This is a genomic window from Pseudolysinimonas sp., from assembly GCF_039912695.1.
Classification (GTDB): domain Bacteria; phylum Actinomycetota; class Actinomycetes; order Actinomycetales; family Microbacteriaceae; genus Pseudolysinimonas_A.
Genome location: NZ_JBDSPJ010000024.1, coordinates 23179 through 44300, shown reverse-complemented (window position 1 = coordinate 44300; position 21122 = coordinate 23179). Strand labels below are relative to the sequence as shown.

General features: G+C 65.2%; 24 protein-coding genes and 1 tRNA gene. 11 read left to right on the top strand and 14 right to left on the bottom strand.

Annotated elements, in window-relative coordinates:
- Nucleotides 1-7: 7 nt before the first annotated feature.
- Nucleotides 8-352, bottom strand: coding sequence for a hypothetical protein (locus ABIR17_RS11710; RefSeq protein WP_348004577.1), 345 nt, complete (start codon nucleotides 350-352; stop codon nucleotides 8-10).
- 238 nt (nucleotides 353-590) lie between these two features.
- Nucleotides 591-1577, bottom strand: a complete 987-nt coding sequence (locus ABIR17_RS11705; RefSeq protein WP_348004576.1) for a PHP domain-containing protein — start codon at nucleotides 1575-1577, stop codon at nucleotides 591-593.
- Nucleotides 1578-1614: 37 nt separating this feature from the next.
- Between ABIR17_RS11705 and ABIR17_RS11700 the strand changes: the two genes are divergently transcribed.
- The 8 genes from ABIR17_RS11700 (at nucleotide 1615) to ABIR17_RS11665 (ending at nucleotide 7061) form a co-directional block, all read left to right on the top strand.
- A tRNA-Leu gene (locus tag ABIR17_RS11700) sits at nucleotides 1615-1698 on the top strand.
- A gap of 247 nt (nucleotides 1699-1945) precedes the next feature.
- Nucleotides 1946-2338, top strand: a complete 393-nt coding sequence (locus tag ABIR17_RS11695; RefSeq protein WP_348004575.1) for a hypothetical protein — start codon at nucleotides 1946-1948, stop codon at nucleotides 2336-2338.
- Nucleotides 2339-2352: 14 nt separating this feature from the next.
- A complete protein-coding gene (locus tag ABIR17_RS11690) occupies nucleotides 2353-2844 on the top strand; it encodes a hypothetical protein (RefSeq protein ID WP_348004574.1) in 492 nt (163 codons plus the stop codon).
- Between the two features lie 278 nt (nucleotides 2845-3122).
- On the top strand, nucleotides 3123-3956 hold the full coding sequence (locus ABIR17_RS11685; protein WP_348004573.1) for a hypothetical protein: 834 nt from the start codon (nucleotides 3123-3125) through the stop codon (nucleotides 3954-3956).
- Complete coding sequence (locus ABIR17_RS11680) at nucleotides 3947-4567, top strand: ATP-binding cassette domain-containing protein (RefSeq protein WP_348004572.1); 621 nt, start codon at nucleotides 3947-3949, stop codon at nucleotides 4565-4567. The genes ABIR17_RS11685 and ABIR17_RS11680 overlap by 10 nt, the downstream gene beginning before the upstream one ends.
- A complete protein-coding gene (locus ABIR17_RS11675; RefSeq protein WP_348004571.1) occupies nucleotides 4564-5598 on the top strand; it encodes a hypothetical protein in 1035 nt (344 codons plus the stop codon). The genes ABIR17_RS11680 and ABIR17_RS11675 overlap by 4 nt, the downstream gene beginning before the upstream one ends.
- A gap of 227 nt (nucleotides 5599-5825) precedes the next feature.
- The gene (locus ABIR17_RS11670; RefSeq protein ID WP_348004570.1) at nucleotides 5826-5963 is read left to right on the top strand and encodes a hypothetical protein; all 138 of its coding nucleotides are present in this window, start codon (nucleotides 5826-5828) and stop codon (nucleotides 5961-5963) included.
- 342 nt (nucleotides 5964-6305) lie between these two features.
- Nucleotides 6306-7061 carry a VTT domain-containing protein gene (locus ABIR17_RS11665; RefSeq protein ID WP_348004569.1) on the top strand — a complete coding sequence of 252 codons (756 nt, stop codon included), beginning with the start codon at nucleotides 6306-6308 and terminating at the stop codon, nucleotides 7059-7061.
- 3 nt (nucleotides 7062-7064) lie between these two features.
- Here ABIR17_RS11665 and ABIR17_RS11660 read toward each other — a convergent pair whose 3' ends face one another.
- Together ABIR17_RS11660 and ABIR17_RS11655 are read right to left on the bottom strand one after the other, a co-directional pair.
- A complete protein-coding gene (locus ABIR17_RS11660) occupies nucleotides 7065-8303 on the bottom strand; it encodes an Nramp family divalent metal transporter (RefSeq protein WP_348004568.1) in 1239 nt (412 codons plus the stop codon).
- Nucleotide 8304: 1 nt separating this feature from the next.
- Entirely contained in the window at nucleotides 8305-9222 is a 918-nt protein-coding gene (locus tag ABIR17_RS11655) for a cation diffusion facilitator family transporter (protein ID WP_348004567.1), read from the bottom strand.
- 61 nt (nucleotides 9223-9283) lie between these two features.
- Here ABIR17_RS11655 and ABIR17_RS11650 point away from each other — a divergent pair, with 61 nt between their 5' ends.
- Nucleotides 9284-9676, top strand: coding sequence for a tautomerase family protein (locus ABIR17_RS11650; RefSeq protein WP_348004566.1), 393 nt, complete (start codon nucleotides 9284-9286; stop codon nucleotides 9674-9676).
- A gap of 6 nt (nucleotides 9677-9682) precedes the next feature.
- On the opposite strand, the gene rdgB is transcribed toward ABIR17_RS11650, so the two are convergent.
- From rdgB to murI, 3 genes are read right to left on the bottom strand one after another with little or no spacing between them, the layout of a single operon-like run.
- Nucleotides 9683-10279: an RdgB/HAM1 family non-canonical purine NTP pyrophosphatase gene (rdgB, locus tag ABIR17_RS11645; RefSeq protein ID WP_348004565.1), complete on the bottom strand. Its 597-nt coding sequence runs from the start codon at nucleotides 10277-10279 to the stop codon at nucleotides 9683-9685.
- Entirely contained in the window at nucleotides 10276-11010 is a 735-nt protein-coding gene (gene rph, locus ABIR17_RS11640) for a ribonuclease PH (protein ID WP_348004564.1), read from the bottom strand. The genes rdgB and rph overlap by 4 nt, the downstream gene beginning before the upstream one ends.
- A complete protein-coding gene (gene murI, locus ABIR17_RS11635) occupies nucleotides 11007-11894 on the bottom strand; it encodes a glutamate racemase (protein ID WP_348004563.1) in 888 nt (295 codons plus the stop codon). Before murI ends, rph begins: the two co-directional genes overlap by 4 nt.
- A 68-nt stretch (nucleotides 11895-11962) precedes the next feature.
- Between murI and ABIR17_RS11630 the strand changes: the two genes are divergently transcribed.
- Nucleotides 11963-13255: a nicotinate phosphoribosyltransferase gene (locus ABIR17_RS11630; protein ID WP_348004562.1), complete on the top strand. Its 1293-nt coding sequence runs from the start codon at nucleotides 11963-11965 to the stop codon at nucleotides 13253-13255.
- Nucleotides 13256-13326: 71 nt separating this feature from the next.
- Here the strand turns inward: ABIR17_RS11630 and ABIR17_RS11625 are convergent, their stop codons facing one another.
- From ABIR17_RS11625 to ABIR17_RS11610, 4 genes are all read right to left on the bottom strand, one after another.
- On the bottom strand, nucleotides 13327-14139 hold the full coding sequence (locus ABIR17_RS11625) for a hypothetical protein (protein ID WP_348004561.1): 813 nt from the start codon (nucleotides 14137-14139) through the stop codon (nucleotides 13327-13329).
- A gap of 296 nt (nucleotides 14140-14435) precedes the next feature.
- Nucleotides 14436-14708, bottom strand: a complete 273-nt coding sequence (locus ABIR17_RS11620) for a DUF3039 domain-containing protein (RefSeq protein WP_348004560.1) — start codon at nucleotides 14706-14708, stop codon at nucleotides 14436-14438.
- Between the two features lie 53 nt (nucleotides 14709-14761).
- A complete protein-coding gene (locus ABIR17_RS11615; RefSeq protein ID WP_348004559.1) occupies nucleotides 14762-16375 on the bottom strand; it encodes a hypothetical protein in 1614 nt (537 codons plus the stop codon).
- Nucleotides 16351-17157 (bottom strand): ABC transporter ATP-binding protein, encoded by an 807-nt coding sequence (locus ABIR17_RS11610; RefSeq protein WP_348004800.1) that lies wholly within the window; start codon nucleotides 17155-17157, stop codon nucleotides 16351-16353. The genes ABIR17_RS11615 and ABIR17_RS11610 overlap by 25 nt, the downstream gene beginning before the upstream one ends.
- Before the next feature lie 256 nt (nucleotides 17158-17413).
- Between ABIR17_RS11610 and ABIR17_RS11605 the strand changes: the two genes are divergently transcribed.
- Nucleotides 17414-18337 carry a hypothetical protein gene (locus tag ABIR17_RS11605; RefSeq protein WP_348004558.1) on the top strand — a complete coding sequence of 308 codons (924 nt, stop codon included), beginning with the start codon at nucleotides 17414-17416 and terminating at the stop codon, nucleotides 18335-18337.
- A 75-nt stretch (nucleotides 18338-18412) separates the two neighbouring features.
- Here the strand turns inward: ABIR17_RS11605 and ABIR17_RS11600 are convergent, their stop codons facing one another.
- The 3 genes from ABIR17_RS11600 to ABIR17_RS11590 all read right to left on the bottom strand — a co-directional run bounded on the left by ABIR17_RS11600 (nucleotide 18413) and on the right by ABIR17_RS11590 (nucleotide 21086).
- Nucleotides 18413-19708, bottom strand: a complete 1296-nt coding sequence (locus ABIR17_RS11600) for a trypsin-like peptidase domain-containing protein (RefSeq protein WP_348004557.1) — start codon at nucleotides 19706-19708, stop codon at nucleotides 18413-18415.
- A gap of 95 nt (nucleotides 19709-19803) precedes the next feature.
- A complete protein-coding gene (locus ABIR17_RS11595) occupies nucleotides 19804-20532 on the bottom strand; it encodes a hypothetical protein (RefSeq protein WP_348004556.1) in 729 nt (242 codons plus the stop codon).
- A gap of 11 nt (nucleotides 20533-20543) precedes the next feature.
- On the bottom strand, nucleotides 20544-21086 hold the full coding sequence (locus ABIR17_RS11590) for a hypothetical protein (protein WP_348004555.1): 543 nt from the start codon (nucleotides 21084-21086) through the stop codon (nucleotides 20544-20546).
- Between the last annotated feature and the right edge of the window lie 36 nt (nucleotides 21087-21122).

Below are 21122 nucleotides of genomic sequence, written 5' to 3'. Positions count from 1 at the left end.
CGACGGACTAGCCGGGGAGACCCCCCATTGGGTTGTTGGGATTCACTTTCATGAACTGATGTAAGGCTCCGATGCTCCATTCACCGCTGCTTTGGGAGCAATCGTTCGTCAACTGATTGGCTCGGTCTGAACCCATCCACGGGGCGAATTGGATTTCATACCCGCCGCCTTGAGTAAAGCCGCTGAACTCTATTCCCTGCGCTTTCAGGCAATCGCCCATGCGCGTCGTCATCTCTGCGTACTCCTGGTCCGAGATCTCCCCATCTCGAAGCGCATCGCGCTCGAAGTCCGATCTAGCCGAGACGTAGTAATCGTGGAACTCAGAAGCCCAAGGCCCCTCGAAATGGGGCACGTCCGAGCTTGCCGTCTCGCTCGAATCTGCGGGAGCCGGACCACACGCGGTGAGAGGGATGAGTAAGCAGGTCGCGAGCAACGCGAGCACAGCGGCTCTGTCACGAACCCGGACAGGCGCCTGTGCCTGGCGCTTCATCGGCTGGCCTCAGCGGAACAAATCACGAATGATCCTCCAGTTTGCTCAGACCGGAAGCTACCCGACGAAAGTGAGAATGCCCTTCGACTTCACTTCTCCTTCAACGCCCGGTCCACTCCAGAAGGTCGTCGAGTGGCCAGGTCGTGACGATTCGTTCGGCAGGCACGCCGGCGCGTTCGGCACGCTCGGCGCCGTAGTCGAGCAGCGAGAGTTGCCCCGGTGCGTGCGCGTCGGAGTCGATCGAGAACAGGCACCCCGCCTCGAGCGCCATCGCGATCAACTCGTCGGGCGGATCCTGACGCTCAGGCCGCGAATTGATCTCAACGGCCACGCGGCGCTCAGCGCACTCGGCAAAGATCGCGGCGGCGTCAAACGTCGAACCCGGCCGAGTGCCACGAGACCCTTCGACCAGACGGCCGGTCATGTGGCCGAGCACGTCGGTGTGCGGATCACGGATGGCGGAGAGCATCCGCTTCGTCATCTCACGCGGGTCGGACTTCAGTTTCGAATGCACGCTGGCGACGACGACATCCAGCTTGTCGAGCATCTCGGGGGTCTGATCGAGGGTGCCGTCTTCGTTGATGTCAACCTCGATGCCCTTCAGCAGCGTGAATCCGTGGTCGTGGAACTTCTCTACGATCACGAGTTGCTCTTCGAGCCGCTCGGCCGAGAGCCCGCGTGCGATCGTGAGCCGCGGGGAGTGGTCGGTCAGCGCGAGGTACTCGTGCCCGAGTTTCAGCGCCGCCGCGACCATCAGGTCGATCGAGGTGAGTCCGTCCGACCACTCGCTGTGCGCGTGCAAGTCGCCCCTGAGTTGCTTCCTGAGCTCGCTCTCGGCGGGCCCGTTCACTGACCGAAGGTTCGCGAGATAGTCGGGCACCTCGCCGGCGAGCGACTGCTGGATGACCTTGTACGTCGAATCGCCGATGCCCGCCACGTTCTTGAGCCGCAGCGGATCATTCAGGATGGCGGGGTCGAGTTCGGCGATCGCCGCGGCGGCCGTGCGGAAGGCTTTCGACTTGTAGCGAGCCGACCGCTCCCGCTCGAGCAGGTACGCGATCTCGGTCAGCGAATCGAGAGGATCCATCGGTTCGACCGTACCCGCGTCCGTAGAATTGCCGTGCGCGGGAGTGGTGAAATGGTAGACACGCAGGATTTAGGATCCTGTGCCGAAAGGCGTGTGGGTTCGAGTCCCACCTTCCGCACCAAGGGATATCTCCGGGCGTCGTGAACGGCGGATCATGGGTGCCGCCACGATCGGGGCGATGCTCATCGCGGAGAGCGTGCTCTTGTCGCGATCATCTTTGGCAAGCCGATTGCACCCACTCGGATGTCGCCCGACGGGACCGACTGCGAGGTGATCGGCGTCCCCATTTGTGCGGACTATTTGGGTCCCGATTTAAGGTGTACCTTGCGAACAAGTCGCATCCAATGCGGTTGCGCGAAAGGATCAGGATGAAATCCCAATTGTCTTTGCACGCCCGAAAGGGAGTGAAGCTCGGGGCTCTCGCGGCTGCGGTCGCGCTCGCCGGTGTTGTCTTTGTCGGTGCTCCCGCGAACGCCCTCGGAAACGCGGCCGGACTGTGCGCATCGGGCGTTCTCTTCACCGGAAACTCGACGATGTCCCAGGCCTCGTCCGCCAAGGCCGCCTCGACATGTGGCAATGTCGGCGCTGCGTCGCAATACCGCGTGTTCACCGGCGGCAGCTTGATCTACTCCTCCACAACGTACGGCCTTTACAGCGCTGTTGCTTCCGTCCCGGGCTACGCCGGTGGGAATCGTGGCGAAGGCGGTCGACACACCGTGACCGGTGCTGCCACGGGTTACGTGTCATCCTTCAACACGTGACACCAAGCTCAATGATGAGAGCGGCCATCCTTGCGTTGGTCGCTCTCATCGGCGCGGTTACCCTTGCGAGTTGCACTTCCTCGCCAACGGTGCCATCGAATGCTCAACAAGTTTCTGATCAGGCAATCGCCTCGTCGTCTCCTGACGTGATCGCCGCACTGTCCGATGGCGTCGTCTCTCGCGATGATTATGACGCCGGCTACCGTCGCTTCGCCGCATGCATGGACGCTGGCGGCATCCCATTGCTCGACCAGCCCATGGAAGAGGACACTCATTACTACGGCGTTCCTCAAGAAGCAGTTGACTCGGGGCTGTATGACCGCTGCTACAACCTTGAGTTCTACGCGATCGATGTCGCTTGGCAGATTGCGCATCCGACGATCGCGACCAGACTTTCGACCTGCTTATATCTCGCTGGCGACTCGTTTGTTGGTACGGTCGAAGAAATGAAGCAACGTTTGATCGAAATCGGCAAAGATCCGGAAGCGTGCCTCGCGGGGAAATGACGCGGGTAAAACGTGACGTTAGTCCTAGGTCCCGTCCGTCATTGAACCCGCCGCCATGGCTTGTGCCATCTTTCCTTTGGATCACGCCCGCGATCGCGTTCGCGATCGTCGTTCCCTTAGCTTTCGCTGGCGACGAGGCCGCAGTCGCGCCGGCGAAGGGACCGCCGACAGTCGTAGTCGGGGAACGCAGTCGGGATCTCCGCGTTGACATCGTCGCGTCTGTTGGACTCGGTCCCACGAGAAGCGTGGCCTCTCCGGTTTCAGGGACAATTACAGGGGTGTCCGAGCTCGCTTCGGGGTCGGTCTCTCAAGCAACGACGCTCGTGACGATCGACGGGACTCAAATCATCGCCGAAGTCGGCGGCTCGCCGCTCTACCGGGAGCTCAAGCTCGGCGATCACGGGCCGGATGTCGTGACCCTTCACGGTCTGCTGGCGGCGCGCGGTATGGAGGTGGCGGTGGAATCTGACACCTTCGACCGTCAAACTCTCGCTGCAGTGCGCGCCCTTCGTTTGAGCCTCGGTGCACCGGCCGGCAGCACATTTGGGCCGGAATACGTGGCCTACGTGCCGCCGACCGCTGTCATCACATCAGTGCGTGTTTCGGTGGGCGATGTCGTTACGGCGTCGGCCGGAATCTTTGACCTAGCACGGGAGGTGCGGAGCGTGACGTTGCGCACTGCTGACGGTTCCGCCCGGCTCGATCAATTCGAGGACGCCGCTACGAGTCTCGTCGTTGGTAACGATAGCCTCGAGTTGAAGTCAGTTCATTTGGACGACAAAGACCAGGCCGCCCTGTCAGCATTCATAAGAGATCGGATCGCTGACGGCTCGATCGTCTTGGACGACTCGGGCAAGGCGAGCGGCCTCTCTCTAGCGCTCGCCGCTCCGATCCGGGTTGGGACAGTCCCAACCACCGCTGTCTACTCGTCTCCTAGCGGCGCCTTGTGTGTCTTCCAAGTCGACGCCGGAACCTACCTGCCCGTGCGGATCGAAGACGTCATCCCGAGCACCGAAGTTGGTGTCGCGTACGTGGATCGCTCGCTCGTCGGCCGTAACGTTCAATTGCGTGTCTCTGAACTCGACCGCAAGGTACTGGACCTGTGTGGATAGAGCTCGACGACGTCGGCATTTCATATGGCGACCGGGTGATCTTCTCGGGCCTCTCTGGGCGAATACCGGAGCGCCAGCTGACGGCACTGGTTGGCCCGTCTGGATCGGGCAAAACCTCTCTACTGGCCGCTCTCGCCGGCTTTGATCAGCCAACGATTGGTCGGATTGCCCTCGTTGAGGAAGGTCGAAGAAGTCCTCCATCCTCTCGCGAGGCGATCTGGCTTCCGCAGGGCGCGAATTCGCTGCCACTTCGCTCAGTACTCGATAACGTCGCGATCGCGGCCCTTGCCAATGGCTTGGCTCGCACGGAGGCCAATGAACGTAGCCTTGCCGCCCTTCAACTTGTCGGATTGGCGCAGAGAGGAAGCGTGAAGGCCGGGACTCTTTCAGGCGGTGAGCTTCAGCGTCTTGCGATGGCAAGAGGCCTGGTCAGCAGCAGGTCGATCATTCTTGCCGATGAGCCGAGCGCCGGTCTGGATGTCGAAAACGTTCGTCTTGTTTCATCGCTCCTTCGCGATCTAACGCGGTTTGCGACGGTGGTGGTCGCGACTCACGACGACGTCCTGCGGACGGTAGCAGACCACGTGATTGACCTTCGGAACTTGACGTGAACGGTCGTTGGAGAACCGGTGCGATCTTCGATGAGGCCCGTCGCAACGCGCTGCTATGGCGATCTCGTCAATCGATCGCCATAGCAGTCTCCATTCTTTTGGGACTTGGACTTGCGCTCACTTCCGCCAGTGATTGGCACACGCTGTCACGCAACATTGAATCGCTCGACCTCAGGGGACGGAACGTCCTGATCGCTCAGGCCACTGATCCGGCGAGCCCCGCAGAGATCTCAATTGCATCCTGTGAGGCGACATCCGAGCTCCTGGCGGTCGAGCGTGCTGGCGCTGTCGTCGCGTTGGATTCAACCAACGTCACTCAATTGGGACCAAGGGTTCCTCTCGTCGGGGTTAGCCCCTCGCTCCTTCCGGAACTCGATCATGTGGCGGCAGTGGTGGGGTCGAGCCTCGGCCTAGCGCCCGGCGACATCACCCTCGTGGTCGAGGGGGAAGTGTTGACTGCTCGTGTGGGCCAGCCCCAGCCCGAAGCTTTCGGCTTGAATTCAGCAGTGGCGGTCCGGGTCCCATTCACGACGACTTGGACGCGTCAGTGCGTGATCGAACTGGGCGATTCCGAGTCGGTGACGAGGCAAGCGGCCCTGATTTCGGCCCAGCTGCGTACTGATGGCGGCGACATTGCCGTCACTCCCTATGTCAACGAAACCTTCGACATCTTGCAGGCATTTGGAAGTAGGCCAACAAGATGGGTCCCGCTCGGCTTCGGGCTACTGGGACTCATCCTTGGCGGCGCACTGTTATCGATGCGCAGCAGCGAACTGGCCGCTTATCGGCTTTCAGGGACGAGCCGGCGTGACTTGGTGATACTTCTCGCAGCCGAGCAGGCACTCTTGGCTGGCGTCACGGTTGCATTTGGATCGTTCGGCTGCGTGATCGCTCTCCTCGTGGTACCCACCATGCCGCTGACCACGTTGTTGTGGCCATGGGTCACTGGCCTGACATCTTTGGTCGGGTTCTGGTTTGTCGCCTATTTCGCAACCCGACGAAGCCCAGCCGTCCTCGCTCGAGATCGCTGAGAGGACCTGAGGCTGACGCGCTCTGCGGCCCTTTCGAGACCACCACGCCGTTCGACCCCGTTGACAGAAGGTTGGGAAAGTCTGCGCTAGCAGCAGCTCAAATGGCTTGGGACCCACACTCGAATCCCCTGCGCTCTCTGCCTCTTGCCGGCTTGACCGCTCGCTCTGCTGAGACGTAGATTCGAATTTCAATCAATCGGACTCAGCGCCCACACCGGAGTGGTCCCATGACAGACTTCGACGGCCCGAGCATCGCGGACTTCGGCCCGCATTTAATGCTCGCAATCCTGCCGGGCATAGCGCTGACGTTGCTCGTCGTGGGGATTGTTGTCGCCTTGCTCGTCAGGGCGGCGCGCTCCGAATGACCGCCCAAAGGGGAACCTGAGAGCAGAGCTCTGCGTCCACTGCCTCCGCGCAGGTGCCGGTCGATGGTCTAGTGCTATCCGATCGCGGGCGTCTGGTCGCCGCAGCGTACAGTCCCTGATCTCAGCGAAGGATCCCGGTCCAAGTTTTGGAGCGGCCCTGCGAACTTTTGGATCGGACTTAGGCCGCTCCACGTGCTCACGCTCTCCACGCTCACAGGGGTCAACAGCCATTCTGTGTGGTCCGAGGGGCCAAGACCCGATCCCCAACTCTGCCCAGCGGAGGACAGGTACGCTGAGCGGAACGTATCCGCCGATCGCGATGCGACCGACGACTGGAGCACCGTGCTTTCTCTGCTGGCAGCAGTTCCTGCGGGCCTCATTCCGTGGCTTGACCCGGCCGCGATTATCAATGCGGCGGGTCCGTGGGCGGTGCTGGTGGTCTGCATCATCATCTTCGCCGAGACCGGTCTGCTGATCGGTTTCATCCTCCCGGGTGACACGTTGCTCATCATCTCGGGACTTCTCACCTTCACCGGTGCCGAGAAGGGGACCGGCATCCTGTTGCCGATCTGGCTGGTCTGCCTGGGGATCTCGTTTGCGGCCTTCGCCGGCGGTGAAGTCGGCTACCTGATCGGCCACAAGGCGGGGCCGCGCATCTTCGAGCAGAAAGAGAGCGGGCTGTTCTCGAAAGAGAATGTCGTTCGCACCAACAAGTTCTTCGACCGGTTCGGCCTGCTCGCGATCGTCGCGGCTCGCTTCGTACCGATCGTGCGCACCTTCGCCCCGGTCGCCGCTGGCGTCGGTCACATGAACTACCGCCGCTACTCGCTCTTCAACGCCATGGGCGCGATCCTTTGGGGCACCGGACTCACCCTGGCCGGGTACTTCCTCGGCTACGTGACGCCGCTCGCCGACTTCGTGACCGAGTACATCGACCTGTTCCTGCTGTTCGCCGTCGCCTGCGCGGTGGTTCCGACCGTGATCCATGGCATCCGGCTGAACATGAAGGCTCGCCGCGAGCGGGCGGCGGGCGGCGTGCCACTCACCGACGATGAGGCCGTCGCGCACGTGTTCGACGGAGACCCGACGAACACGTAGGTATCAGACTCCGGTCGTGACCAACACGAGCAGGGTGATATTCAACGCGATCAGCAACACCGCTGCGATCACCGCCAACACCGTCGTCCACCAGCGGTTCGTCGACTCACCGAGCAGATCGCGACGCGACGTCAGCCGCACGAGCGGGATGAGCGCAAACGGGATGCCGAACGACAGCACCACCTGGCTGAGCACCAGCGCGAGGGTCGGGTCGACGCCGATCACCAGGATCGCGAGCGCCGGGATGAGCGTGATGATCCGACGCACCACGAGCGGCACCGAAATGTGCAGCAGCCCCCGCATGATCTCGGCACCCGCGTAGGCACCGACCGAGGTCGACGCGAGACCGGATGCCAGAAGCCCGACCGCGAACAAGGTAGCGACGACGGGTCCGAGGGCGGCTCCGATCGCGGCGTGCGCACCCTCGAGGGTCGTGGTGCCCGCCTCACCCTGAAGCGTCGAGGCGGCAAGCAGCAGGATGACGACGTTGACGGTTCCGGCGATCAGGAGGGCGATGGTCACGTCGACCCGGGTCGCTCGCAGCACGAGCCGTCGTGCCGGGCCTTCGGGCACGAACCCGAACCGGTCCCGGGTCAACGCGGAGTGCGCGTAGATCGCGTGTGGCATCACCGTCGCGCCGAGAATGGATGCCGCAAGCAGCACCGACCCCGACCCTTCGAAGCGCGGCACCAGCCCGGCGACCGCCGCACCACCGTCGAGGGGGGCGAACAGGATGCCGGCGCAGAATCCTACGGCGATGATCACGACCAGCCCCGTGATGACCCGCTCGAACGGCTTCGACCCCCGGCGGCTGTGCAACAGCAGAAGCAGCATCGAGACGACGCCGGTGATGATTCCGCCGACGAGAAGCGGCAGGTTGAACAGGAGCTGAAGCGCGATCGCTCCCCCCAGTACTTCGGCCACGTCGGTTGCCATCGCGACGAGTTCGGCCTGGATCCAGTACGCGTACCGGGCGCCCCGCGTGCGGAACCGCTTGCCAAGCAGGCCGGGCAGGCTGTCGCCGGTCGAGACGCCGAGTTTGGCCGACAGGTACTGGATGAGCCAGGCCATCGCATTGCCGAGGATGACCACCCACACCAACAGGTAGCCGTATTTCGCGCCCGCCGACATGTTGCTGGCGACGTTGCCCGGGTCGAGGTACGCGACGCCAGCGACCATCGCCGGGCCGAGCAGTGGCAGGAGCGAGCGGCGTGAGGGCGGTGCCGTCGCGGCCACCGGCACCTCAGCGATGAGCCGGATCCTCGCTCTCGGAGTGTCCGGCGGGCTCGAGTTGGAACGTCGAATGCTCGACATCGAAGTGCTCATGCAGGCACGCGCCGAGCGCGTCGAGCATCTCGCCGGTGCGGCCCGATTCGAAGACCGCGGCGTCGCACTCGACGTGCGCGCTGAACACCGGTGCCCCCGAGGTGATCGCCCAGACGTGAACGTCGTGCACGGCGACAACTCCGGGCGTTTCGAGCAGGTGGGTTCGGATCAGAGCGACATCGGTCTCACGTGGCGCGGACTCGGTCAGCACGCGCACGACATCCCGAAGCAGCAGCGCAGCGCGCGGCACGATGAGCGCCGCAATGGCGAGGGATGCGATGGCATCCGCCGCGACGAACCCGGTCGTGAGCAGCACCACGCCAGCCACGATCGCGGCGATCGAACCGAGTACGTCGCCGAAAACTTCGAGCATCGCGCCCCGAAGGTTGAGCGAAGTCTTGTCGCCGCCCCGCAACACCAGGAGGGCGACGACGTTCGCGGCCAGGCCGACACTGGCGACCACGAGCAGCGGGACGGGCTGCGGGTGCGCCTCGACAGTGGAGGTCAGCCGCCGGATCGCCTCGACCGCGACGATAACGGCGACGACGGTCAGCAGGACGCCGTTGGCGAGGGCACCCAGCACTTCGACGCGGCGGAACCCGAAAGTGTGCCGATCGGTCGCCGGGCGCGCCGCCACAACACTCGCGACCAAGGCGACGACGAGCCCGATCGCGTCGCTCGCCATGTGCCCGGCATCGGCGAGTAGCGCCAGCGACCCCGACAACCACGCGCCCGCCACCTCGAGCAGCAGCACCCCCGCAATGATGCCGAGCGCGATCGAAAGTCGGGCCCTCGTCGAGGTGCCGTGCTCGTGATCGTGACCCACGGCATCCATTCTGGTCGGTCAGCGCCGTCGCCGGTCGGTGCTGTGGTCGGTGCTGCGCCAGAATCACCCCATGCCGAAAATCCTGGTCGAGGTTCGCCGCCCCTACTCGTCGAGCGAGGTGACCGCGCTGCTCGACAGCGTGCACGCTGCGATGGTGGCTGCTTTTCGCATCCCGCCCGGCGACCGCGGCGTGCGACTCATCGAGTATGACCCGGAACGCTTCGCCGTCTCCCCCGAGCTCACACAACCCGACCGTTACACCCTGATCACGATCGAGTGCTTCGCGGGCCGCTCAGTCGATGCCAAACGCGCCCTCTACCGCGAGATTGCGGAACGGCTCGAGATGCTCGGAATCCCGAGCGACCACATCAGCGTCGTCATCCATGAGATCTCGCGCGAAAACTGGGGGATGCGCGGAATCCCCGCGAGCGACGTGGAACTCAGCTTCAAGGTCGACGTCTGACGGAGGTCAGCCGTAGCGGCGACGCAACTCGGTCGTCAGAGCGATGAACGCGCGGGCGCGGTGGCTCGCGGCATCCTTCTCGGCAGGGCTCAGCTGCGCAGCACTGCGGGTTTCGCCGTCGGGTAAGAAGATCGGGTCGTAGCCGAAGCCGCCCTCCCCCGCTGCGGCGGTCAGCACACTTCCCGGCCATTCCCCGCGCACGACGTACTCACCGTCAGTGTCGACCAGAGCCGCCGCGCAGACGAACTGGGCGGCGCGATCATCCACCCCCTCGAGGTTCGTCAGCAGCAGCGCCAAGTTGTCGCCATCGTCCCGGCGCTCTGCTGCCCCCGACAGAAGGGCATAACGAGCGGAATGGATGCCAGGGGCGCCCCCGAGCGCATCCACCGAGATGCCGGAATCGTCGGCGAGCGCCGGGAGCCCGGTATGTGCGTGGGCCGCGCGCGCCTTGATCAGGGCGTTGGCCTCGAAGGTGTCGCCGTCTTCGATCGGCTCAGGACCGTCGTAGGCGATCAGTTCGTGCGGCCCGAGAAGGTCGCCGAGGATCCGCCGCAACTCGACCACCTTGTGGGCGTTGTGAGTTGCCAACACAAAGGTCGTCACGACGCGAGGGCTGCCTTCTGCGCTTCGGCGAGGGTCGCCGTGCCGCCGAGTGCGAGCTCAAGCAGAGCATCCAATTCGCGTTTGTCAAACGGCGCACCCTCGGCCGTTCCCTGCACCTCGACGAACAGTCCGCGGCCGGTGACAACGACGTTCATGTCGGTCTCGGCGCGCACGTCTTCGGTGTACTGAAGGTCAAGCATCGGAGTGCCGTCGATGATGCCGACACTGATTGCGGCCACCGAGTCGATCAGAACCTTCGCGTTCTTGCCGATGAAGCCCTTCTCGCGACCCCACTCGACGGCGTCGTGCAGCGCGATGTAGGCGCCGGTGATCGCGGCAGTGCGGGTTCCGCCGTCGGCCTGCAGAACGTCGCAGTCGATGACGATGGTGTTCTCGCCGACTGCCTTCATGTCGATGATCGGCCGCAGCGACCGGCCGATCAGCCGGGAGATCTCGTGCGTACGGCCACCGATCTTGCCCTTGACCGACTCCCGGTCGTTGCGGTCGTTGGTGGCGCGCGGCAGCATCGCGTACTCCGCGGTGACCCAGCCCTTGCCTTTGCCGGTCAGCCAACGCGGAACGCCGTTCGTAAACGACGCCGTGCACAGCACCTTGGTGTTGCCGAACGAGATCAGCGCGCTGCCTTCGGCCTGCTTGCTCCAGCCGCGTTCGATCGTGACCTCGCGCAACTGGTCGGGTGTTCTACCGTCGGCTCGGGTCGCGTCGGTCATCGTGCTCCTTGGCTGTGCGTCTGAATGGGGCTGTGCTGAATAGGGATGCTCTGCTGGATCGGAATACTGGCCGTTTCGAAGGTCTCGACTCGGTGAACTTCGGGGCCGAGGAATCGTGCCGCGAGCGCTTGGAAAGCATCCCGATCCTCTCCCGTGCACTCGAACTGGTGACGGGGCGGGGTGAGCGACGTGCGCTGGATGCCGTGCGAGACCAGGGTGCGGTAGACGTCCGCCGCCGTCTCCTCGGCACTCGACACGAGCCGCACCTCGGATCCCATCACGTACTGGATGGCGGCCGACATCAGCGGGTAGTGGGTGCAGCCGAGCACGAGGGTGTCGATGCCCGCGTCTTTGAGGGGGGTCAGGTACTCCTCGCACGCCTCGAACAACTCGGGACTGCTCGTGACTCCGGCCTCGACGAACTCGACGAATCGCGGGCAGGCGCGAGTGAACAACGCGACGTCGGCGGCGGCGAAGGCGTCGTCGTAGGCGCGGGACTGGATGGTGCCCACAGTTCCGATGACGCCGACTCGACCGTTGCGCGTCGCTCGAACGGCGGCGCGCACCGCCGGTTGGATGACCTCGATGACCGGGATGCCGCCCCCGACCTCGTAACGCTCGCGGGCATCCCGAAGCATCGCCGCGCTCGCGGTGTTACACGCGATGACGAGAGCCTTAACTCCTTGAGCGACGAGGTCGTCGAGGACTTCGAGCGCATACGCCCGCACCTCGGCGATCGGCTTGGGACCGTACGGCGAGTGCTTCGTGTCACCGACGTAGAGCACCTGCTCCTGCGGCAACTGATCGAGAATCGCGCGCGCGACGGTGAGCCCGCCGACCCCGCTGTCGAAGACGCCGATCGGCGCATCCGTACTCACCTTCACGATCCCAAGTTAGTCGCCCAGCCGCCGCTGAGCGGGCCGCCGAGTGGGGCCGCCGATAAGCTTTCAGGATGACCAGCGCGCTCCTCACCGACCGCTACGAGCTGACGATGATCGATGCCGCAATGCGCGACGACCTTGCGTCGCGGCGCTGCGTGTTCGAACTGTTCGCTCGTCGGCTGCCAACCGGACGTCGCTTCGGCGTCGTCGCGGGCGTGGGTCGCCTGCTCGAAGAGATCGCAAACTTCCGATTCGGGGATGCCGAGCTCGCCTGGCTGCGCTCCAACAAGGTCGTCTCGGCTGAGGCTCTCGACTGGCTCGCCTCGTACTCCTTCGCGGGGTCGATCTCCGGCTATCGGGAAGGCGAGGTGTACTTTCCCGGATCACCGATCTTGGTCGTTGAGGGCACCTTCGCCGAAGCGGTCATGCTCGAGACGCTCGCGCTCAGCATCCTGAACTACGACTCGGCGGTTGCCTCTGCGGCCGCGCGCATGGTCGCCGCCGCCGACGGCCGACCGCTCGCCGAGATGGGGTCGCGGCGGACGGGTGAACACTCGGCCGTCGCCGCGGCGCGGGCTGCCTACATCGCCGGATTCTCGGCAACCTCAAACCTCGAGGCCGGGCGCACCTGGGGAATCCCGACGATGGGAACCGCCGCCCACGCCTTCACCCTGCTGCACGACTCCGAAGAGGAAGCGTTTCGCGCACAGGTTGAGGCGATGGGAACGGGTACGACTCTGCTCGTCGATACCTACGACATCGAGGAGGGAATCTCGACGGCGGTCCGGGTCGCCGGCACGTCGCTGGGCGCGATCCGCATCGACTCGGGCGACCTGCCGGTGGTAGTCGCCCAGGCTCGCGCACAACTCGACGCCCTCGGCGCTCGTTCGACGCGGATAACGGTTACCAACGACCTCGACGAGTACACGCTCGCGGCCCTGCGTGCGGCGCCGGTGGATTCCTACGGAGTCGGAACCTCGCTCGTCACCGGCTCAGGATCGCCAGCATCCGGCATGGTCTACAAGTTGGTCGCGCATCAGTCGGCGTCGGGATCGTGGATTCCCGTGGGCAAGCGGTCGGATGGAAAAGTCACCGTCGCCGGCCGCAAGGTTGCGGTGCGATCCCTCGCGAAGGGCGTCGCCGTCGAAGAAACGATCTACGTCGAAGAACCGGAAACTCTGCCCAAACCGGGACGCGGGCTGCTCGTCGACCTGATCACGGATGGCGTGACCGACCCGAAATGGTTGGGCGCGGGTGGGGTCGCGGTGGCGCGCAAACACCACGCCGCCGCGATCGCGGAGTTGCCTCTCTCAGCGTTCGGTCTCTCGCGGGGCGACGCCGTCATCCCGACCGTTTACATCTGACCTGCCGCGCGCGTTCGCGTTCGCGTTCCTGCGTTCGCGTTCCTGCGTTCGCGCGCGCCAATCGGTCCACCTCAAGGTCGCGGAAGTACCACTTTCGACGCTTGAACGACTCTCACCGTGGCGCCCCGGTCTACTAGCCGACTCCTGAGCCGCCCAACGAGGTCGAACGGATGCTCGTAGAGGTCAGCTTTGGCGATCTGCACGAGTTCCCACCCTTCGCGCCGGGCGAGTTCGACGCGACCAAGGTCTCGTGCGTATTGGGTCGCCGAGCGATGGCCGGCACCCTGGTAGTCGAGTCCCAGGCGGCAGCCTGGCCAGGCCAGGTCGAACATGAGCAGGGGCGATACGCGCAGATTCGGCACGGGCTCGGGGAGGCCCGCGCTCACGGCAAGTACGCGAACGTGAGACTCCGGTCGTGACAGGGGACCGACCCGCACGATGTCGAGAGCCGCGCGAAGGCGTGGGGCACCGACTCTCCGACAGAGTGCAAGTGCACGGGCCAGCTCCTCGCGAGTGGCCCGGGCGTCGGTTCGCCCAAACGGCGGCGTGACGAAGAAGTCGCCGACCGCGACCAAGTCTGCGAAATCGAGGACACCGACGAGATCGACCCACGTACTTGCCGGAGACAGGATGCGGAATCCCTCGTGATCGACGATCTCGACGGTACCGTCGGCATATTGGGTGCCGCGAACGCCGCGTCCGAGGACGCGCGCTGTGTCATGCGGTGTGACCACATCGACGCCGACCCTCATCGCCGCCGCCGGCACCGGCGCTCCCCATAGTTGCGCCGCCGTCAGTGAAGCGAAGGCCGCATCCGGTCGCATTTTCGCGGAATACGCCCGACACCACCCGACGACGTCGACCGGCTCGACGCGTGACCGCACGCCATGAAAGGGGGCCGCTAGCCGTGGGGAGCGCAATGCGCCCGACCCGAAACCGGCCGCTCTCGCGTGACGAACGGTGAACGAATTGCCTAGCTCCATCCGCCGATTCTGAAGAGGTGGACGGCCGACTCAGACGCCACGCGACTCGGGGGTGGATTTCGGTCCGGATGAGACCCTGGGGTGGACCGATTGACGCGCGCGAAGCCATCGGCGCGCGCGAAGCCTGCGGCGAGCGCGAAGCCTGCGGCGACCGGGGAAAGCCGCGGAACCCAAGGGGAAGGACCGAGGGGAAGGGCTCAGCCCTTCAGGCGCTCGTAGACCTTCTTGCAGTCGGGGCAGACCGGGAACTTCTCGGGATCGCGCCCCGGGATCCACTTCTTGCCGCACAGGGCGATGACCGGCTTGCCCGAGACCGCGGACTGGAGGATCTTCTCCTTCTGCACGTAGTGCGCGAAGCGGTCGTGATCACCGTCTTCGAGCTGAGCGTCCTCGAGGAGTTTTTCGAGCTCCCGGTCGAGGGTGTCGGTTCCTCCCCCGACAGTGTCGGGTCCGCGATCCTGGTCGGCCATGATCCCAGGGTACGGCCGCAGACCCAGGCGTGCACGGCTCAGCCCCACAAGCCTCAGTGTTGCGTAGCGAACTCCAACAACTCAGGTGCGCGTCGATCGAACGTCGCCCCCCCGACTTGGATGCCGACGACCATCATGAGCAGTCCGGCAGCCGCGCCGGCCAGAAGCGAGATCCAATTCCACGGGCCGGGCACCCCGGTGAGGAAAAACACGCACGCGGTGATCGACGGGGCCGCGACCAAGAGGATGAGCAGCAGCGACCCGACCTGAACACCCCCGCCGGAAACTCCCGGCACCTGCGGCTGCAAGAACGCATCATCGCCAGGCCGAGTCGCCGGGTATGGGAAACGCGCCGAAAACAGACTCGACACCCCGATGCCGCCCAGCAGCACGGCGACCGACATTCCGAGAATCGCGGGTGCTAGGAGGGGATTTCCGCCCGCCCACGCGGTGAGCGCGGTACCGAGGATGACGAGCGGTGCGCCGATCGCGAGAGTCGGCAGCATCCGCCCGATGCGGTCGTGGACGCCGCGGGTCTGCGCAGCCAGATGCGCCCACACCGCTGTCGAGTCGAGGGCGACATCGTTGTGCAAGGTCGACCAGGTGAGCAGCAGCACGACGAGCGGCAGCGGCACCAACACGGAAATGCCCCACGGGATGCCGCCGATGTACATCGCGAGGAGGGCCACCACCGGAACCACCGGCACCACGACGAAGGCGACCCGGTACCGGGGATCGCGTGCCCAGTAGATGAAGCTGCGCGCAGCAACTGCGCCCAGCGGAGTTGAGGGCAGCGCACGGAAACGGCCGGGCACCCGAGCGGCGCGCTCACGCCGGATGCGACGGGTCGGGCGCAGCGCGTGGGCGAGGGTCGCGAACCAGACGGCGGCGAGCACGGCGATCATCAGCACCCCAATCCCGAAGTCTTGCTGGGCCAGATCGGCGCGCCCTTCTGATTGGTGCAGGGGTGCGCGCCAGAGGGCACCGATCGGGGAACTGTCGAGTGCCGCCGAGATCCGGGGGTCGCGCAGGGGTGCCAGAGCGAGCACGACCGTCAGCGAGACCTGCCACCACGAACCCGGAAGTCGCTCGGCGATCACCGGCGCGAGCTGAGCGACGAGAAGCACGAACCCGGCAACCAGCAACACTGCGGCGACCACCCGAACGAGCACGCTCGCTGCCGGATGCCGTCGCAGCGCCGACCCGACGACCACACCGAGTCGGGCGGCAAAGATGCCTTCGACGACGATGAGCGGGATGGCAAGGGTCGCCGAGCCGGCGGCGAGCCCGGTCCAGAGAAAGAGCGGTGCGATCGCGATGGGCACCAACAACAGCGCGGGGCCGACCAAGGTCGTGAGCAGTACGGCTCCCGCGATACCCGAGGTGCGCATCCCGAACAGCGTCAGCGCACGTGGGTCAAGTGACGAAGCCCGCGTGACGACCAGCGGCACCACGAATGCACCGAGGGCAAGCATCACACTCACGATCACGACGACGCGCCCGCGGGTGACGTCGTCGAGGGCCACGGCAGCTCGCGCCCCAGCCCACAGGCCCACGATGCCGAGGCCTGCGAGGAGGAGGCCAATGACGGTCCAGATGGCGCTGTTCGTTTCGCGCAGCGCGTTGAACAGCAGCCGTGCCTTTAGTCGGAGAAGCTCTGCAACCACTCCATGCCCTCCACCGCGGTCGCGCCGCCGGCCAGTTCCACGAATCGAGTCTCGAGCGACTCGCCGTCCAGCACGTCCGCAATCGGACCGGCCGCCAGCATCCGGCCCGCAGCGATGATCGCGACCGAGTCGCAGGTGCGTTCGATGAGCCCCATCGAGTGGCTCGACAGCAACACCGTGCCGCCTGCCGCCGTGTACTTCTCGAGGATGCCGATCATGGCTGCCGCAGACACCGGGTCGACCGACTCGAACGGCTCGTCGAGCACCAGCAGCCGGGGTGAGTGGATCATCGCTGCCGCGATTGCAATCTTCTTCACCATGCCCGCGGAGTAGTCGGACACGAAACGTTCCAGCGAGTGCCGCAGCCCGAAGGCGGCCGACAGGTCATCGACACGGTGCGCGATGGTCTCACGGTCCAGGCCGCGAAGCGCTCCGGCGTGGTGCAAAAACTCGGCCCCGGTCAGCCGGTCGAACAGTCGCAACTGGTCGGGAAGGATGCCGAGCGCCCGTTTCGCGACGGCGGGGTTGCGCCAGACGTCCACCCCGTGAATCTTGACGACACCGTGGTCGGGGCGCAGCAGCCCGGTGATCATCGACAGGGTCGTGGTCTTGCCTGCGCCGTTGGGTCCCACGAATCCGTAAAACGTGCCCGCCGGAATCTCCAGATCGACCGAGTCGACAGCAGTGACGCTGCCGAAGCGCTTGGTGAGGTTGTGCACCGAGAGGGCAACCCCGGATGCGAGCCCCGGCTGCGTCGACTGGCGAGGGGCCCGGTCGACCACCTTCGACGGCTTCGGGATGCGCGCGACCTCTGCCTTCGCGGCGACTGGGGCGGTCGGCGGAACGACCGAAGTGCGAGTCGCCACGGATCCTGATCCTCGACGGGCATCACCCGGACGCGCGGCTGATGAGCGCCCGCCAGGACCACTTCGACCCGATGACGGGGGGTCGCGATCGGGATCCACGGCACCACCGTATCAATGACGGTTACCCCACTTGCTGTGGTGGCCGGGTACCAGGCCGATTACGGTGTGGAGAATGGCTGACGACCTTCAGAAGCGCACCGACGACCGGATGCATCCCGCCGTGATGCGGAGTTTCGACAAGGTGCTCTCGGTGCAGCGCCCCGTTGTGCTTGCGCACATCCGCAGCATCCGCACCAGCCGCCCGAACGCCACCCCGGCGCAGATCATCGCGATCCTCGAGCGTCGCTACCTGACTGCGGTTACCACCGGTGGCGCCCTGGTTGGCGCGAGTGCGGCGATCCCGGCGGTCGGCGTCGGCGCATCCCTGGTGCTCTCGGGTGTCGAAACCGCAGGGTTCCTCGAAGCGAGCGCCCTGTTCGCACAGTCGGTGACCGAACTGCACGGGATCGCCGTCGACGACCCCGAGCGTGCCCGCACCCTCGTGATGACGATGATGCTCGGCAACGGCGGGCGCGAACTTCTCACCCAGTTCGCCGGTCAGGCCGTCGGCCGCGGAACCTCGCGCAACGTCTACTGGGGTGAACTCGTCACCAAGAGCATGCCGCGCGCCGTGCTCGGGCCCATCGCCGAACAGATTCAGAAGACGTTCCTCAAGAAGTTCGCCGTGAGCCAGGGTGGCTCGGTCGTCGGTCGCATGATCCCGTTCGGCATCGGCGCCGTGGTCGGCGGCAGCGGCAACCATCTCCTGGGGCGTCGGGTCGTGAACTCGGCTCGCACGGCGTTCCCGCCCGCCCCCGAAACCTTCCCGCTCACGCTCGACGCCGGGCCCAAAGCGGTTAAGGTGCCGAAGGCGCCGAAGGCGGTCAAGGAGCCGAAGGCGGCCAAGGCTCTGAAACCCGCGCGGGCGCCAAAAACACCGAAGCCGCGGAACGTCGAGAAGCTGCCACGTGGCCGGGCGAACTACCCGATGCTCCCCTCCTCGCCACCGCCGCCGCCGTCGGGCGATCGTCGTGACGGCCCGCCGCCGACGGGCTAAACATCGGCCGCACGACGACCAAGACCGCAACCCATCGACCGATCCCACAATCGAGGCTCGGGAGGCGCCCGAGGGTTAGTGGAAGGTTCCGAGGGTGACCGTCACGGTCTGAGGTGAACCGCCACGCACGTAGGTGAGTTTCGCGCTCGCCCCACCGGCGAGCGCCCGAACCGCGGCGGTGATGTCAGTGCGGTTGGCGATCGGTGCTCCGTTGAATTCGGTGACGACGTCGCCCGCTTTGATGCCCGCATTCGCCGCCGCCGAATCGGCCGTGACCGAGTCGATGACTGCCCCGAGAAGCGATCCGTCGGCGCTCGTCGCGTCACGCACGGTCGCTCCGAGGAGACCGTGAGTGGCGCTGCCGGTGGCGATAATCTCATCCGCGACCCGCTTTGCGAGGTCGGACGGGATGGCGAAGCCGACACCGATCGAGCCGGACTGAGTGGATGCTGACGCGCTTCCGGTGCTGGCGATCGCCACGTTGATTCCCACCAGTTTCCCTTGGTCGCTCAGCAGGGCGCCGCCCGAGTTGCCGGGGTTGATGGCGGCGTCCGTCTGGATGACCGGCAGCGAAATGCTGGAACTCGATGAGGAGCTCGTTCCGCCCGGGAAGCCGAAGTTGAACGGTGAGCTACCGCTGTCGGTCGGCGATCCGTCGCTCGGTACCGCCGACGAGGCGATGCTAATGCTGCGGTCGAGCGCGCTCACGATTCCGTCGGTGACGGTGTTCGAGAGGCCCAGCGGCGCACCAATCGCAATGACCTGGTCGCCGACCTTCAAGGATTCGGGATCGCCGAACTCCATCGGCGTGAGGCCGCTCGCGTCGGTGAGTTTGATCACCGCAAGGTCCACGATCGGGTCGGTGCCGACGATGGTGGCTTTGTAGATGTGGCCGTCGGCGGTCGTGACTTCGATCGTGCCAGTACTTGAGGCGCCGTCGAGGGTGACAACGTGATTGTTGGTGAGAACGTACCCGTCGGCACTCAAGACGACGCCGGAGCCGGTTCCGCCTTCAGACGATGCGGTGACCGAAATGGTCACCACCGACGGCGAAGCTTTGGCCGCGACAGCGTTTACCGCGGTCAGGTCGTGGGTGTTGTCGATCGTGACTGTCTGGGGAGTCATGGTTCCCGACTGCGTCGCGGTACCGCTGCTCGAGACGGCCCAGACGGCGACTCCAGCGCCTGACGCGCCACCTACGAGTGCACCGACCGCGAGTGCGGCAATGATCGGGCCGACGGTGGAGCGCTGCTTCGGCGTCGCGCTCGGAGGCGTAGCCGCCGGTAGGTGCGAATAAGGAGCCTCGAGCGCCGTAGAGGGCGTGGCGCTGGGGGCAGTTTCGGGATGTGACTCTGGTTGTGACTCGGACATCGAGTGCTCCTTTCGGCGGAGCCAGCATCTCGCCGCATCCTATGAGCGCCTTGTGGACGCGCTGGGAGCCTACCCGCAGGTTCTCCGTGGCGCTGTCAGCATCCAGGACCGCCCGGATTTTGGATGCAGTCGTGGTCGACGAGCACCGTCTTGGCCGATCCCACCCGAATCTGAAGGTCGTTCGCGCGCAAAGTCAAAGTGCCGATCACCGGAATCCACGCCCCGCCGGCGTAGCGATACTCGGCACGAAATGTGATCGACAGGGTGATCGTGTAGTCGCCGAGCGTTTCGTACACGTGGGATGTCGGGGTCGGGTCGAACTCGGCGACGCGTTGGGATGCCCAGGTGCCGCCCTTCGTGCTCTTCGTCGCGGCCTGACCGTCGCCGTAAGCCCAGTGATACGAGATCGGGGTGAAGCGCACGTCGGCGGATTGGCCGAGCAGCTGGCCGTTCACGATCTGGATGCCGACGATGGCGTAGAAGTTCGTCTCGCGGCCGGCGATGGTCCAGCCGTCGGGTTCCATCAACTGCCGACCAGGCGCGGGGCGGAAGGCGGCGATGTCGGCAATCGTGACGGGTGCCGAAATTGTGTAGGTGTCCCGCGGGCACGGCAGGCAATCGGCCGGCTGCGGCGGAGTGGATGGCGACGACGATGACGGTCCACCGTGCCCCCGGCCCGGGGTCTTACCCGTGCCGGTCAGGTCGACGTGGTCGCCGTCGATCGCCCCCGTGACGTCTTCGCAACCAAAGTATGCCGACGAGTCGTAGCAGTTTTCTTGCTCTGCGGCGGCCGCGGACGCCGTCGGCAAAGCCAGGGCGACCACGGCAGAGGCCGCTAGCAGAAGTCTGTGCCAGACCATTGCGAACTCTCGCTCACGAGAAGATGACCGGGCCTCGTCGCTTCAAAGCTCACTTCGAGCGGGACTCTATCTGGCCGACTCGCTGGAGTGACGTCAACATCGGACTGGTCAAAGACGCGCACGTTTGTGACGTCTACGCAGAGATACACCACGACGAGCGTCAAGTTCGCATCCTGCTGAAGTTGTTGAATCGACATGGAGTCGAACGACGCCGCGCCCTCGGAGCGATATCCCCGATCGCTATAAAAGCCGAAACCCTCCAGCTCGCCCTCGAGGTGAGCCTCAGTCACGTAGGGCGCTATGCGCTCCGGATCAACGCCCCCCTCATTGACGATCAGGGTTGACGCTTCTTGGTAAGCCCGATACGCATCCTCTGCCGCCGCGAGGGCATCCTCATCGGAGGCGAAGATCGGCGTGGCGGAGGGTGTCGGCGGAAGGGTCGGGATCGGGTGGGAGTCGATGCACCCCGTGAGGGCAAGGAGTCCGACGAGGGCGAACGCCCCGACCACTGTTCGCATGGCTCCTACGGTATCCAGCCTGCGGCTCTGAATCCC